Source organism: Acidovorax sp. Root217 (assembly GCF_001428645.1).
Lineage (GTDB): Bacteria > Pseudomonadota > Gammaproteobacteria > Burkholderiales > Burkholderiaceae_C > Acidovorax.
On record NZ_LMIH01000011.1, the window covers coordinates 87,843 to 101,012 of the forward strand.

Sequence of the window (13,170 nt, forward strand, 5' to 3'; positions counted from 1 at the left end):
CGCTACCCCGGCGCACAGCTGATTTCTCGGTTTCAGTGGACTCGTAACCACTTTCGAGCCCTGCGCCATGTGCGCCGGCACCATCTACTGGGCCGGCATCGGGCGCGTGCTCTACGGTGCCGAGGAATCCGCCCTCAAGGCGCTGACCGGCGACCACCCCGAGAACCCGACGCTGGATCTGCCCTGCCGCACCGTCTTTGCCGCCGGCCAGCGCGCCACCGAGGTGGTGGGGCCGGTGCCTGCGCTTGAAGAAGAGATCACGGCCCTGCATCGGGACTTCTGGCGCTGACCCTGGGCCCGACTGCGGAAAGAGGCTATCGCTATACTCGCCGCCCTGTCGACCACAGGATCTTTCGCATGCGCCTGGACTTCTTTTTCCGCCCCCTGGCGCTCGCACTGGCCGTGGCCGGCCTGACCGCATGCGGCGGCGGTACCGCCCCGAGCCAGCCGGCAGCTGCCGCGCCAGCGCCTGTCATGCAGGCCACCGGCCCGGCCCCCATCAAGGTCGGCATCGCCCTGGGCGGCGGCGCGGCCAAGGGCTTTGCCCACATCGGCGTGATCAAGATGCTGGAGGCCAATGGCTTCGCGCCCGCCTACATTGCTGGCACCAGCGCGGGCAGCGTGGTCGGCGCGCTGTATGCCAGCGGCATGAACGCCTTCGAGATGCAGGAAAAGGCCGTGGCCCTCGACGAGGCCAAGATCCGCGACCTGCAGTTTTCCACTGGCGGGCTGGTGCTGGGCAAGAAGCTCGAAGACTACGTGAACGAGCAGGTCGGCCGCAAGCCGCTGGAGCAACTGGCCAAGCCCTTCGCCGTGGTCGCCACGCGCCTGGAAGACGGCGAGCGCACCGTGTTCGCCCGCGGCAACACCGGCCAGGCCGTGCGCGCATCGAGCAGCGTGCCCGGCGTGTTCCAGCCCGTGACCATCGGCAAGTACCACTTTGTGGACGGCGGCATCGTCAGCCCCGTGCCGGTGGACGCCGCGCGCCAGTTGGGCGCCGACGTGGTGGTGGCGGTGGACATCTCGAACAAGGCGCGCGGCAAGTCGCCCGGCGACATGCTGGGCACGCTGGGCCAGTCCATCGCCATCATGGGCCAGAAGCTGGGCGAGGCCGAGCTGGCCCGTGCCGACGTGGTCATCCGCCCGCTGGTGCTGGACATCGGCGCGGCAGACTTCAGCCAGCGCGCCAGCGCCATCCTCGAAGGAGAGAAGGCCGCGCTGGCCGCCATGCCCCAGTTGCGCGAGCGCATCGCCCAGCTGCAGGCCGAGCGCGCCCGCGCCGCGCAGCAGGCCCGCCAGCAGGTGATTGAGGCCGAGCACAAGGCCTGCCTGGACAACCGCTCGCGCCTGCAGCGGCTGGCCGGCATGGCGGGGATGGGCGAGGGCTGCACAGCGCCCAAATAGGGCCAGCCCGCCCTCCGCCACCGCACGCGCTGTGGCACAGAAGTTGCACCTCACTCCGCAAGAGTAGAAGCGTTCACCGCCACGGCTCGCGCCTGCACCGCCAAGGTGCTGCGCACGGCACAGGCGTCCGGAAATTGCTCTTGAAGACCGCTGCCCATGCACCGCATGGGCGCCGGCTGTGTCTTCAAGCGCGCGGGTGCACCGGCTTCGTTCATCTCTCCCATGCACCCGCCTTGCTGGCACCGCCGGTGGTTCCGACCCACCTGTGACGGAGTGCCCTCATGATGAAACGTCGTTCCCTGCTTCAAGCCGCTGGCGCCGCAGCCTTTGTCGGCGCCGCTTCTCCCCTGGCCTTTGCCCAGGGCAACCTGCAGAAGTTCAAGTTCAACCTGGGCTGGAAGATCGAGGCCTCGGGTGCGGGCTTTCTGCTCGCGCACCAGCGCGGCTACTACAAGGATGCGGGGCTGGACGTGGCCATCGACACCGGCAACGGCTCGGCGTCGGCCATCAGCCTGGTGGCGGGCGGCGCCTACGACGTGGCCTCGGCCGACCTGTCGACCATGATCGAGTTCAACACCGCCAACCCGAGCGCCAAGCTGGCGGCCGTGGCCATCCAGTACGACCTGAACCCCAACGCGGTGATGGTGCGCAAGGACGGCCCCATCAAGAAGCCCACCGACCTGGCGGGCAAGACCATCCTCGGCCAGCCATTCAACGCCTCGCGCAAGCTGTTTCCGGTGTTCGCCAAGGCCCAGGGCTTCGACACGGGCGGCGTGAAGTGGGAGAACGTGGCGCCCGACATCGGCGACACGCGCTTCGTCAAGGGCGACTTCGACGCGGCGGCCTATTTCTTCTTCACCGGGCTGCTCAACCTCAAGGCGCGCGGCATGGGGCCCGAGCAGCTCACGGTGTTCCGCTTCTCGGATTTCGGCATGCAGTCGTACGGCAACGGCCTGGTGGCCAGCCCCAGGACGATGCAGGAGTCGCCCGATGCGATGAAGGCCTTTGTGAAGGCCACCACGCGCGGCTGGATCGAGGCCATAGCCGACCCGAAAGCGGGCGCCGCAGCCATCAAGTCGCGCGAGCCGCTGGCCAACGAGGCCATCGAGCACGAACGCCTGCAGCTCATCGTGGACGGCACCATGAAGACGGCCGAGACCCGCGCCAACGGCTGGGGCGCCGCCACCCCGGCACGCCTGCAGGCCACCATCGACGAGACGGTGGCTGCCTTCGGCCTCAAATCCAGCCTGGCCGTGGCCGACATCTGGACCGAGCGATTTTTGCCCCCCGCGGCAGACCGCAAGCTCAAGGGCTGACCGAGGCATTGCCATGGGCATCCCCCTCATCGACCTCACTGGGGCGCTGCACACCGGCGCCCCGCGCGGCGCCGACGTGGCTGCTGCGCTGCGCCAGGCCTGCATGGGCCCGGGCTTCTTCTATGTGGTGAACCACGGCGTGCCGCAGGAACTCATCGCACGCCAGTTCGCGCTGGTGCAGCAGTTTTTCGACCTACCCCTGGCCGACAAGGAAGCCATCTCGCTGCACCGCTCGCCATCGATGCGTGGCTACGAAAGCCTGGGCGGGCAGACGCTGGATGCCGGTGCGCGTCCCGACCTCAAGGAGAGCTTCTACTGCGGGCTCGACTACGCGGCCGACCACCCCTATGTGCAGCGCGGCTACCACTCGTACGGCAGCAACCAGTGGCCCGCGCAGTTGCCCGCACTCGGCGACCAGTGCCGCAGCTACATTGCCGCCATGCAGCAACTGGCGCTGCGGCTCATGCAGCTGATGGCGCTGTCGCTGGATTTGCCCGAGGACTACTTCGACCACACGCACGCCAACCCCATGCTCACGCTGCGGCTGCTGCGCTACCCGCCGCACCCCGAGGGCGCTGACGCGCTCACATTCGGCGCTGGCGAGCACACCGACTGGGGCGCCATCACCCTGCTCGCGCAGGACCGCCATGGCGGGCTGGAAGTGAAGCTGCCCGGCGGCGAGTGGACGGCCGCCACGTCGGTCGAGGGTGCGCTGGTCGTCAACCTGGGCGACATGATTCCGCGATGGACCAACGGGCTGTACCGCTCCAACCCGCACCGCGTGCGCAACGTGCACAGCGGCGGTGCGCCGCGCCATTCCATCCCCTTTTTCTACACGCCCGACTACGAGGCGCGCGTGGCTCCGGTCGCCACCTGTGTGCCCGAGGGCGAGGCGCCGCGCTTTGAGCCCTGCACGGTGGGCGAGCACCTGCAGGCCATGTACCGCAAGACCTATGGCCTGGCGGACAGCAAGGCTGCGGCGGTGATGGCATGAAGCTCTGGTTCAACCTGTTCTGCCGCGACATCGAGGCCCAGTTGCAGTTCTACCAGGCGCTGCTGCAGCTGCCCGAGGCCGCAGGCACGCGCTCGCCCATTTACCGTGCGGTGGAGACGGAGCACTTCCAGCTCGGTTTCAACGCGCCCGAGGCTTACACCCTGCTCGGGCTGGCCGATCGTGAGCGGTCCGTTGGGTCGGCCGACCCGGTCACGGGCTATGCCACCTTCATGCTCGACTCACCCGATGCCGTCACTGCGGCCAGCGCCATGGCCGTGCAACTGGGCGGGCACATGGTCAAGCCACCCTATGCCACCTACTACGGCCAGTGGCAGGCGGTGCTGGCCGACCCTGAGGACCATGTGTTCCGGCTCAGCGCCTTCGGCCTGCCCGACGGCACGGTCGCACGGGCACCTTGACGCGCAACTGCACGGGGCTTGCACAGTGGGCGTGGTACAACGGTCCGAGTGCCACGGACTGGAGCCCCCATGCCTTCGACCGGATTCCTTCTACCGCCCGATGTGCAGGCCCTGCTCGACGCGGGCCGCACCATCGACGCCATCAAGCAACTGCGCGTGGTGCAAGGCCTGGGGCTCAAGGAAGCCAAGGACCTCATCGACGCGCACCAGCAGGGTCACCATGCGACGCCCCCGGCGCACTCCACGGGCTTTGCCTCGGACGCGAGCAGCCACGTGCCCGACTCCGTGCGCCAGGCACTGGCTGCGGGCAACAAGATCGAAGCCATTCGCCTGCTGCGCGCGCATGCAGGCATTGGCCTCAAGGAGGCCAAGGACCGGGTCGACGCACTGGCCGCATCCACCGGCAACGGCAACCCTCACGGCCTTTCTCCCGGGGAGCAGCCGCGCGGCGGCAGCCAGGGCGTTGTCTGGATCGTGGCGGCGCTGGTGGTCGCCCTGGCCGCCTTCTACCTGCTGCGCCCCTGAGACTGACCGACCCGCTCAATACGCCTTGAAGTTCGCGGCCACGCGCTGGTTCAAATAGTCGCCGGCCGCAATCGCCGGGTACTTGCGGCCCGGGCCTTCGATGGTGGCGTCGCGGTTGGCCTGCGCGAAGAAGGCGATGCTGTAGCGCGGGCCCATGTACTCGCCGGGCAGCGGGTTCTTCACGCGGTGAAAGTTCGATGGCAGTTGGTCATCGCTCCAGCGCATCAGCATGTCGCCGATGTTGCAGGTGATGGCCTCTTCGTCGGGCGTCACCGAGGTCCAGGCCTGGCTGTCCATTTCCTTGCCGGGGCACACCTGCAGGCCGCCCTGCCCCTGGCGCTGGAACAGCAGGGTCAGGCAGTCGAAGTCGGTGTGCGCACCGGCACGCCACAGGCCCAGGCTGGCCTGCTGCTCGGGTGGCGTGGCAAAGTAGTGCAGCAGGCGCAGCGTGCTCTGGTAGCTGGCCTTGGCCGGGTCGTGCGCGTGGGCGAAGAAGTCCGGCGCGAAGCCGAGCTTGCGCGCAAAGCACGACAGCACCTGCATCGCCACCTGCCAGCACTGCCCCTCGAAGGCCAGCATGGTGGCCTGAAAGCCCGCCAGCTCCTCATCGGTGGGCCACAGGCCCTCCATGTGCGGGCGCGTGATCTGGTACGACTCCTTCTGGTCCGGCGTGCCGGTGGAGGGGCGCACCTGGGCGCGGCTCTCCCAGCCCACGTTGAGCGCCTTGCGCAGCGGGTACTGCGCTTTCACACTCTCGGGCAGCGCGAAGAAACGCTCGGTCATCGCGAAAGCCTTGCGCACCTCGGCCAGGTCGATGCCGTGGCCCACCACCTGGAAGAAGCCGACATCGACCGCAGCGTCCCACAGCGCGTCGGCGATGGCGTCCTGGCGGTGAGCGAAGTCGGAAAGGTCGATGCGGCGGATCTCGCGCGCGCCGGTCTCGGAGCCCAGGGCGCCCATGCGGGTTTCCTTGTCGAGCTCGGCGAGGGCATAGGTGTCGGTGGCCGTAGTGGCAGTGGTGGCAGTGGTGGCAGTGGTGGCAGTCGTCGTCATGGCAGTTCTCCTGAAGTGGGATGGATAGAAAATCCACCCGCCCCCAACGGCATCTAAAGACTGGCCTGAGCGCGCGGCACAACCGGTCTCTTGAAGCCTTGGCACGCCATGCGCTGGCATGCCACTGGGGCGGGCTTCAAGAGCAATTTCCGGCCGCTGGCACGGCGGGAGAACCTCCCGACCCGCCGCGCAGTGAACGCTTCTACTCTTGCCCGCACAGTATGCAATAACGATGCCTGCGGGCATACGCCAAATGGGGGATCACCCCTGACAAACGCCCGCTGCACGGGGCCTGGCGAAGCAATGCATGCTTGTCACACAATGTTCTTGGCATGCCAAATGCATAGCGGTGGCAACCCCCTGATGGAGACAACCCATGCATGCCCTGATGTCCGCCGCCCCCCATGAGTTCGACGACCCTGCGGTGATCGATGCCACCGACGGCACCTACCTGCGCCAGGCCATCGCCTGGTCGTGCACCGCACGCGCACGCGGCAACCGGCCCTTCGGCGCGGTGGTGATCGGTGCCGACGGCACCCTGCTGGCCGAGGCCTACTGCAACACCACCGAAACCGGCGACTGCACCGGCCACGCCGAGACCAACGCCGTGCGCCAGCTGAGCCCGCGCTTCAGCCGCGAGATGCTGGCAGAGGCCACCATCTACTCCTCGGCAGAGCCCTGCGTGATGTGCGCGGGCGCCATCTTCTGGTCGGGTATCGGCCGCGTGGTGTTCGGCATCGACGCGGTGCGCCTGCGCGAGTTTCGCGGCGAGCGGGCCGAGCAGCGCGACGCCGAGCTCTCGTGCCGCGACGTGTTCGCCGCATCGCCACATTCCATCGAGTGCATCGGCCCGGCATTGATCGGCGAGGCCAGCGCACCCCATGTGGGCTTCTGGAAGTCGTGACCAGCGACAATCGCCCACCATGCCCACCAACGCCCCGCTCGTGAACGAAGCCGATATCGAGACCGGCAGCAATGTCGTCTCGGGCACCCTGCTCAGCCGCTCCAAGCAGGGGCGCGAGCGCATCATGGGCGCCATCCGCGAGGCGGCGATTGCCGAGTTCAGCCGCCACGGCTTCAAGGGCGCGTCCACCAAGGCGATTGCCGAGCGCGCGGGGCTGACCAAGCCACAGCTGCACTACTACATCGCCAGCAAGGAAGAGCTGTACGAAGAGCTGCTGTACTCGGTGCTCAACGGCTGGTCGGGCGCCTTCCAGTTCGACAGCCAGAGCGACAACCCCAAGAAGGTGCTGAGCAGCTATGTGCGCAAGAAGCTCGACTACGCGCTGGACAACCCCGGCCTGTCGCGCATCTTCACTACCGAGGTGCTGGGCGGCGGGCGCAACCTGGGCAAGTACTGGCCCGTGGCCGTCAAGTCGACCCAGCAGAAGGTGGAGCTGATCGACCGCTGGATCGCCGAGGGCCGCATGCGCCCGCTGGACGCGCGCCTCTTGCTCATGCAGATCTGGGGCATGACCCAGCACTACGCCGACTACGGCGTGCAGGTGCACATCATGCTGGGCCTGGCGCCCGACGAAGCCATCGACCGCGAGCCCATCGTGCGCGAACTCACCAACTTTGTGCTGCTGGGCTGCGGCCTCGCGCCCGATCCGCACCAGAGTGAATAGGTCTGCACGCTTGCGGGCGTAGCAGAACCCCGACACAGCGCCTTGACCCTGGGCAAAGCAGGCAACCGCCCGAAAGCCCTGCTGGCACAGCATTTGCAATAGTTTGACCAATCGATCAAATCAAATGGTCAAACATGCACAACCCAGCCATGGCAGCAACGCTGCCCGCCACGGAACCGGCTTTTGAACTGGTGCTCGCGCGCAGCCATCTGCGGCTGCCCGTGGAGCCCGGCGAGAGCATGGCCGACGTGCTGCAGCTCGCCGGCATTGCCATCGACACGCTGTGCGAACAGGGGGTGTGCGGCACCTGCGCCACGCGCTGGCTCGATGGCACACCCGATCACCGCGACAGCTGCCTGAGCCCCGAAGAACAGGCCACGCACGTGGCGGTGTGCTGCGCGCGCAGCCACGGCCCCTCGCTCACGCTCGACCTCTGAACAAGGACACCCCGCCATGCGCATCCTCGTGATCTATTGCCACCCGGTGGAAACCAGCTACAACGCCGCCCTGCACGACGAGGTGGTGCGCAACCTGCGCGCGGCCGGTCACGAGGTGGACGACTGCGACCTGTATGCCGAGGACTTCAACCCCGTGCTCAGCCGCGAGGAGCGCCTGGGCTACCACGAGGTGCCCAGCAACCGCCTGCCGGTGCAGGGCTATGTGGACCGGCTGCTCCAGGCCGAGGCCGTGGTGTTCTGCTTTCCCACCTGGTGCTTCGGCATGCCGGCCATGCTCAAGGGCTTTTTCGACCGGGTACTGATGCCCGGCGTGGCCTTCGACATCAGCGACCCGCACAACGTCAAGCCCTCGCTCACGCACATCAAGCGCATCTCGGCCGTGGTGACCTATGGCCGCCCGCGCTGGACGGCGCTGCTCATGGGCGACCCGCCGCGCAAGTCCGTCACGCGCTACATGCGCCTGCTCACGGGCGGCAAGGCGCGGGTGGACTACCACGCCTACTACCACATGAACGTGGCCACGCCGCCGCGGCTGGAGGCCTTCAAGGCCCGTGTAGGCCAGGCCATGGCGCGCTTCGCATAAGGGGGACAGCATGCACGCCTCCAACGCCCCCGACCACATCCTGAACGCCCGCCTGCCGCGCTGGCTGCTTCCCCACGCCTGGCCCGCCAGCGCCGGCCAGCCCGCCCTGGCCGACCTGCACCTGGCCCAGGGCCGCGTGGCATCCATCGCCCCGCACGATCCAACCCGCACCCTGCCCGAGGGCAGCACCTGGGACCTGGCCGGCGCGCTGGTGCTGCCCGGCCTGGTGGATGCCCACACCCATCTGGACAAGGCCTTCACCCTGCCGCGCATGGGCACCGTCAAACCCGGCCTGCTGGGCGCCATCGAGGCCATGATGGTCGACCGCCAGGGCTGGAGCGAGGCCGACATACGCCAGCGTGCCAGCCGCGCCCTGCAATGGGCCTGCGAGGCCGGTACGGTGCATGTGCGCACCCACTGCGACTGGTGGGAGCCCGAGGCCCAGCCCCTGGCCTGGGGTGTGCTGCGCGAGCTGGCGCAGGAATGGGCCGGCCGCATCACGCTGGAGCGCGTGGGCCTGATCCCCCTGCACCTGTATACCGAGCGCGCCACCGCCATGCAACTGGCCGCCACCGTGGCTGCCAGCGGCCCGGGCGCGCTGCTGGGCGGCTTCGTGCACTCGACCAACTGGAACCCGCAGGCCCTGCGCCACCTGTTCGAGGCCGCACAGCACCACGGCCTGAACGTGGACCTGCATGTGGACGAAGAACTGCACCCCGGCGCCCTGGGCCTGGCCACCACGGCCGCGCTGCTCAAGGAATTGCGCTTCGAAGGCCATGTGGTCTGCGGCCACACCTGCGCACTGGCCGCGCAGGACGAGGCGACCGCCCTGGCCACGCTCGACGCCGTGGCACGCTGCCCCATCACCCTGGTCACCCTGCCCATCACCAACCTGCTGCTGCAGGACGCAGTGACCGGCCGCACGCCGCGCCAGCGCGGCCTGACCCTGGTGAAGGAAGCCCATGCGCGCGGCATACCGGTGCTGGTGGCCAGCGACAACGTGCAGGACCCGTTCTGCCCCGTGGGCAGCTTCGACCCGCTGGAGGCCCTGGCCACCGGCGTGCTGGCCGCGCAGCTCGATGCGCCATTCGACCGCTGGTCCGAAGCGCTGTGCCGTGCCGACTGGCTGCGCCGCGGGCCCGATGCCCTGCCCCTGCAGCCCGGCAGCGCGGCAGACCTGATCGTCTTTCAGCAGGCCGACCGCTGGGGCTTTCCCTCGCGCACCCAGCCCCGCGTGGTGCTGCGCAACGGCTGCGTGGCCAGCGGCCATGCCAGCGCCGCCTGGCACCTGGCGAATGCCACCCCCGCACCATCCACCCCCATCCCTGCACGGAGCCTTGCATGAGCGACAACGCACCCAACCCCCCCGGCATCGCCCAGCCCCTGGCCCGCTATGCCGCCTGGCGCCGCGCGGGCGACCTGGTGTTCCTGTCCGGGATCATCGCCGTGGACCCTGCGGCAAGCCGCATCGTGCGCGGCTATGCCGACATCCCCGACGAGGCGGCCACGCTGGTCGGCCGCACGGGCGAGTTCAGCAGCGACACCAAGGAGGGCCCCATCCTCGCGCAGAGCTGGTATGTGCTCGACCGCATCCGCCTGACCATCGAGGCCGCGGGCGGGCAGATGTCCGACGTGTTCAAGCTGGTGCAGTACTTCAAGAACCTGGACCACTTTCCCCAGTACAGCCGCGTGCGCAAGCTGTTCTTCCCGGGCGAGCCCCCGGCCTCCACCGTGGTCGAGGTCAGCGGGATGCTGCCGACCCCGGACATCCTGATCGAGGTGGAAGCCACAGCGTACCTGCCGCTGCGCTGACCCCTCGCCCCCCACACCCTCCTCACGAAAGCCCACCCATGCTGCACGGCTACAACCCGCCCCACCGCTACCTGCCCTACCTGAGCTGGACCGAAATCGTCGACCTGCCGGACAAGGAGAACACCGTCATCGTGCTGCCCACGGGCGCCACCGAGCAGCACGGCCCGCACCTGCCCTGCGCAGTGGACACGGTGATCAGCGCCGGCGTGGTGGGCCATGCCCTGGCGCGCCTGCCGGCCGATGTGCCGGCCTTTGCCATGGCCCCCATCACCTACGGCAAATCGGAGGAGCACCTGCACTTCCCCGGCACCATCACCCTCTCCGGCGAGACCCTGCTGGCCACCATGAACGAGGTGGGCGAGTCGGTCTACCGCGCGGGCTTTCGCAAGCTGCTGTTCGTCAACGGCCACGGCGGCCAGCCGCAGGTGATGGAGATGTGCGCGCGCGAGCTGCGCCTGCGCCATGGCGACTTCATCGTGGTGCCCAGCTTCACCTGGCGCGTGCCGCACGTGGCAGGCAAGTACCTGTCAGACAAGGAAAAGCGCCTGGCCATGCACGCCGGCCATGCCGAGACGGCGCTGATGCTGGCCCTGGCCCCCGACACCGTGCACATGGAGCGCGCGGTGGTGAACTACCCGCCCGTGTTCGACTCGCCCCTGCTGTCGCCGGACGGCCGCCCTGCCTGCGCCTGGAGCGCGCGCGACTTCGGGCCCAGCGGCATCATCGGCGACCCGCTGCCCGCCACGGCCGAGCAAGGCCACGCCATCCTTGACTCGCTGGCCGTGAGCTGGGCCGCCGCCATCACCGAGCTGCACCACCTGCAGTGGGCCGCCCGCCCCGAGCCCACCTGGGGCCGCGCCAACCACACGGGCCATGTAGAGGCCTCGTCCGCACTGGCCTGAAACCTGCGAAGCCCGCACACCGCCATCCCTGACGCCCCCGTTCCATCCCCGCCTATCACCCTACCGGAGAACTGCCATGATGAAGACCGCCTCCCGCCTTTCCAAACTTGGTGCAACCGCCCTGCTCGCTGTTGGTGCCGTCGGCACCATGTCGGGCACTGCGCACGCGCAGGAAAAGTTCACCTACATGACCAACTGGTACGCGCAGGCCGAGCACGGCGGCTTCTACCAGGCGGTGGCCACGGGCCTGTACAAGAAGTACGGCCTGGACGTGAGCATCAAGATGGGCGGCCCGCAGGTCAACATCGTGCAGATGATGGCGGCCGGCCAGGCTGAGTGCGTGATGGGATCGAGCGACCTGCAGATGATCCAGATGCGCGAGGGCGGCGTGCCCGTGACCACGGTGGCAGCGGTGTTCCAGAAAGACCCGCAGGTGCTCATCGCCCATGACGACGTGAAAAAGTTCGAGGACCTGAAGGGCAAGACCATCCTCATCGCCTCGTCCGCCCAGCGCGGCTATTGGCCCTGGCTGAAGGCCAAGTACGGCTTCACCGATTCGCAGACGCGGCCCTACACCTTCAACATCCAGCCCTTCGTGGCCGACAAGAACACCGCCCAGCAGGGCTACCTGACGTCAGAGCCGTTTGCCATCGCCAAGGCCGGCGTGAAGGCCAACACGCTGATGTTCAGCGACCAGGGCTACCCCGCCTACGCCACCACCGTGAGCTGCATGGACAAGACGCTCAAGGAGCGCAGCGCCGCTGTGGCCTCGTTCGTGAAGGCGTCGATGGAAGGCTGGAAGAGCTACCTGGCCGACCCCGCCCCCGGCAACGCCCTGATCAAGAAGGACAACCCCAACATGACCGACGAACAGCTGGCCTACAGCGTGGCCAAGCTCAAGGAGATGGGCATGGTCACGGGCGGCGACGCGGCCAGCATGGGCATCGGCACCATGACCGACGCACGCGCCAAGGCGAGCTACGACTTTCTGGTCGAGTCCAAGCTCATCGACCCCGCCAAGGTGAAGCTGGCCGACACGTACAGCACCAGCTTCGTCAAGGACCTCAAGGTTCTGCCTTAAGCCCACCCTGCCCTGAAACAGCGGCCCGGCCCCACGCGCAGCGGGGCGGGCCGCATCCATCGAAAGGCCATCCCATGCATTCCGCCGAGCCCACCCCTTCTCCGACAACGGCCCACCGCCCCACGCCCGCCGTGCAGGTGCTGTCGGCCGAGAAGACCTATCCCAACGGCACGCAGGCCCTGCTGCCGGTGGACCTGACCATCGAAGAGGGCGAGTTCGTCACCCTGCTCGGCCCCTCGGGCTGCGGCAAGAGCACGCTGCTGAAGATGGTGGCCGGCCTGCTGGAGCCCACCGACGGCCGGCTGCAGCTGTGGCACAAGCCCGTGGCGCAGCTCGACGAAAGCGGCAAGAAGATGGCCTTCGTCTTCCAGTCGCCCACGCTCATGCCCTGGGCCAGCGTGCAGACCAATGTGCGCCTGCCGCTGGACCTGGCCGGCGTGCCGCGCCAGGAGGCCGATGGCCGCGTGGCCGAGGCATTGGCGCTGGTGGGCCTGTCGAAGTTTGCGACCGCGCTGCCGCGGGCCCTGTCGGGCGGCATGCAGATGCGCGTGTCGATCGCGCGCGGCCTGGTGACCCAACCTGATTTGCTGCTGATGGACGAGCCCTTTGGCGCGCTGGACGAGATCACGCGCCACAAGCTCGACGCCGACCTGCTGGACCTGTGGCGCAAGAAGAAGCTCACCGTGATCTTCGTGACGCACTCGATCCACGAGGCGGTCTTTTTGTCGAGCCGCGTGGTGATGATGGCCGCGCGCCCCGGCCGCGTGGTGGAGGAGTTCACCATCGACGCGCCCTACCCGCGCACGGCCGACTTCATGGTGTCGCCCGAATTCAGCCGCTACGCCAAGCTGCTGCAGGACAGCCTGCTGCGCGCCAGCGCCGACACCGAGGAGACCACGGCATGAGCACGCCCTACCCCGCAGCCTCCGTGGCCCCTGCCGCCGCCCCTGCCGAGCGCAGCGCACAGCCTGCGCGCGCCCCCAGGCCCGCCGCCC

The 13,170-nt window shown here is 68.4% G+C and carries 15 protein-coding genes and 1 pseudogene; 15 read left to right on the forward strand and 1 reads right to left on the reverse strand.

Annotated elements, in window-relative coordinates:
- Positions 1 to 40 precede the first annotated feature (40 nt).
- The 6 genes and pseudogenes from ASE31_RS09740 to ASE31_RS09765 form a co-directional block, all read left to right on the forward strand.
- Positions 41 to 289, forward strand: a pseudogene (locus ASE31_RS09740) (nucleoside deaminase); the annotation flags it as partial.
- A gap of 68 nt (positions 290 to 357) precedes the next feature.
- Positions 358 to 1,404 (forward strand): patatin-like phospholipase family protein, encoded by a 1,047-nt coding sequence (locus ASE31_RS09745; RefSeq protein ID WP_057201459.1) that lies wholly within the window; start codon positions 358 to 360, stop codon positions 1,402 to 1,404.
- A 284-nt stretch (positions 1,405 to 1,688) separates the two neighbouring features.
- Entirely contained in the window at positions 1,689 to 2,720 is a 1,032-nt protein-coding gene (locus tag ASE31_RS09750; protein WP_057201520.1) for an ABC transporter substrate-binding protein, read from the forward strand.
- Positions 2,721 to 2,733: 13 nt separating this feature from the next.
- The gene (locus tag ASE31_RS09755; RefSeq protein ID WP_057201460.1) at positions 2,734 to 3,714 is read left to right on the forward strand and encodes an isopenicillin N synthase family oxygenase; all 981 of its coding nucleotides are present in this window, start codon (positions 2,734 to 2,736) and stop codon (positions 3,712 to 3,714) included.
- On the forward strand, positions 3,711 to 4,133 hold the full coding sequence (locus tag ASE31_RS09760) for a glyoxalase/bleomycin resistance/extradiol dioxygenase family protein (RefSeq protein WP_057201461.1): 423 nt from the start codon (positions 3,711 to 3,713) through the stop codon (positions 4,131 to 4,133). Before ASE31_RS09755 ends, ASE31_RS09760 begins: the two co-directional genes overlap by 4 nt.
- Before the next feature lie 69 nt (positions 4,134 to 4,202).
- On the forward strand, positions 4,203 to 4,658 hold the full coding sequence (locus ASE31_RS09765) for a hypothetical protein (protein ID WP_082604108.1): 456 nt from the start codon (positions 4,203 to 4,205) through the stop codon (positions 4,656 to 4,658).
- 15 nt (positions 4,659 to 4,673) lie between these two features.
- Here ASE31_RS09765 and ASE31_RS09770 read toward each other — a convergent pair whose 3' ends face one another.
- Positions 4,674 to 5,711: a 2OG-Fe(II) oxygenase family protein gene (locus ASE31_RS09770; protein WP_082604109.1), complete on the reverse strand. Its 1,038-nt coding sequence runs from the start codon at positions 5,709 to 5,711 to the stop codon at positions 4,674 to 4,676.
- Between the two features lie 376 nt (positions 5,712 to 6,087).
- Here ASE31_RS09770 and ASE31_RS09775 point away from each other — a divergent pair, with 376 nt between their 5' ends.
- From ASE31_RS09775 to ASE31_RS09815, 9 genes are all read left to right on the forward strand, one after another.
- On the forward strand, positions 6,088 to 6,615 hold the full coding sequence (locus ASE31_RS09775) for a nucleoside deaminase (protein ID WP_200961095.1): 528 nt from the start codon (positions 6,088 to 6,090) through the stop codon (positions 6,613 to 6,615).
- A 124-nt stretch (positions 6,616 to 6,739) separates the two neighbouring features.
- A complete protein-coding gene (locus tag ASE31_RS09780; protein ID WP_057201523.1) occupies positions 6,740 to 7,339 on the forward strand; it encodes a TetR/AcrR family transcriptional regulator in 600 nt (199 codons plus the stop codon).
- Between the two features lie 149 nt (positions 7,340 to 7,488).
- The gene (locus tag ASE31_RS09785) at positions 7,489 to 7,776 is read left to right on the forward strand and encodes a 2Fe-2S iron-sulfur cluster binding domain-containing protein (protein ID WP_235514380.1); all 288 of its coding nucleotides are present in this window, start codon (positions 7,489 to 7,491) and stop codon (positions 7,774 to 7,776) included.
- 16 nt (positions 7,777 to 7,792) lie between these two features.
- Positions 7,793 to 8,380 (forward strand): NAD(P)H-dependent oxidoreductase, encoded by a 588-nt coding sequence (locus ASE31_RS09790; RefSeq protein WP_057201464.1) that lies wholly within the window; start codon positions 7,793 to 7,795, stop codon positions 8,378 to 8,380.
- Positions 8,381 to 8,390: 10 nt separating this feature from the next.
- Entirely contained in the window at positions 8,391 to 9,725 is a 1,335-nt protein-coding gene (locus tag ASE31_RS09795; protein ID WP_057201465.1) for an amidohydrolase family protein, read from the forward strand.
- Entirely contained in the window at positions 9,722 to 10,192 is a 471-nt protein-coding gene (locus ASE31_RS09800; RefSeq protein WP_057201466.1) for a RidA family protein, read from the forward strand. The genes ASE31_RS09795 and ASE31_RS09800 overlap by 4 nt, the downstream gene beginning before the upstream one ends.
- A 38-nt stretch (positions 10,193 to 10,230) precedes the next feature.
- On the forward strand, positions 10,231 to 11,094 hold the full coding sequence (locus ASE31_RS09805) for a creatininase family protein (RefSeq protein WP_057201467.1): 864 nt from the start codon (positions 10,231 to 10,233) through the stop codon (positions 11,092 to 11,094).
- A 76-nt stretch (positions 11,095 to 11,170) separates the two neighbouring features.
- Positions 11,171 to 12,175: an ABC transporter substrate-binding protein gene (locus tag ASE31_RS09810; RefSeq protein ID WP_082604110.1), complete on the forward strand. Its 1,005-nt coding sequence runs from the start codon at positions 11,171 to 11,173 to the stop codon at positions 12,173 to 12,175.
- A gap of 74 nt (positions 12,176 to 12,249) precedes the next feature.
- Complete coding sequence (locus ASE31_RS09815) at positions 12,250 to 13,080, forward strand: ABC transporter ATP-binding protein (RefSeq protein ID WP_057201468.1); 831 nt, start codon at positions 12,250 to 12,252, stop codon at positions 13,078 to 13,080.
- Positions 13,081 to 13,170: the final 90 nt, after the last annotated feature.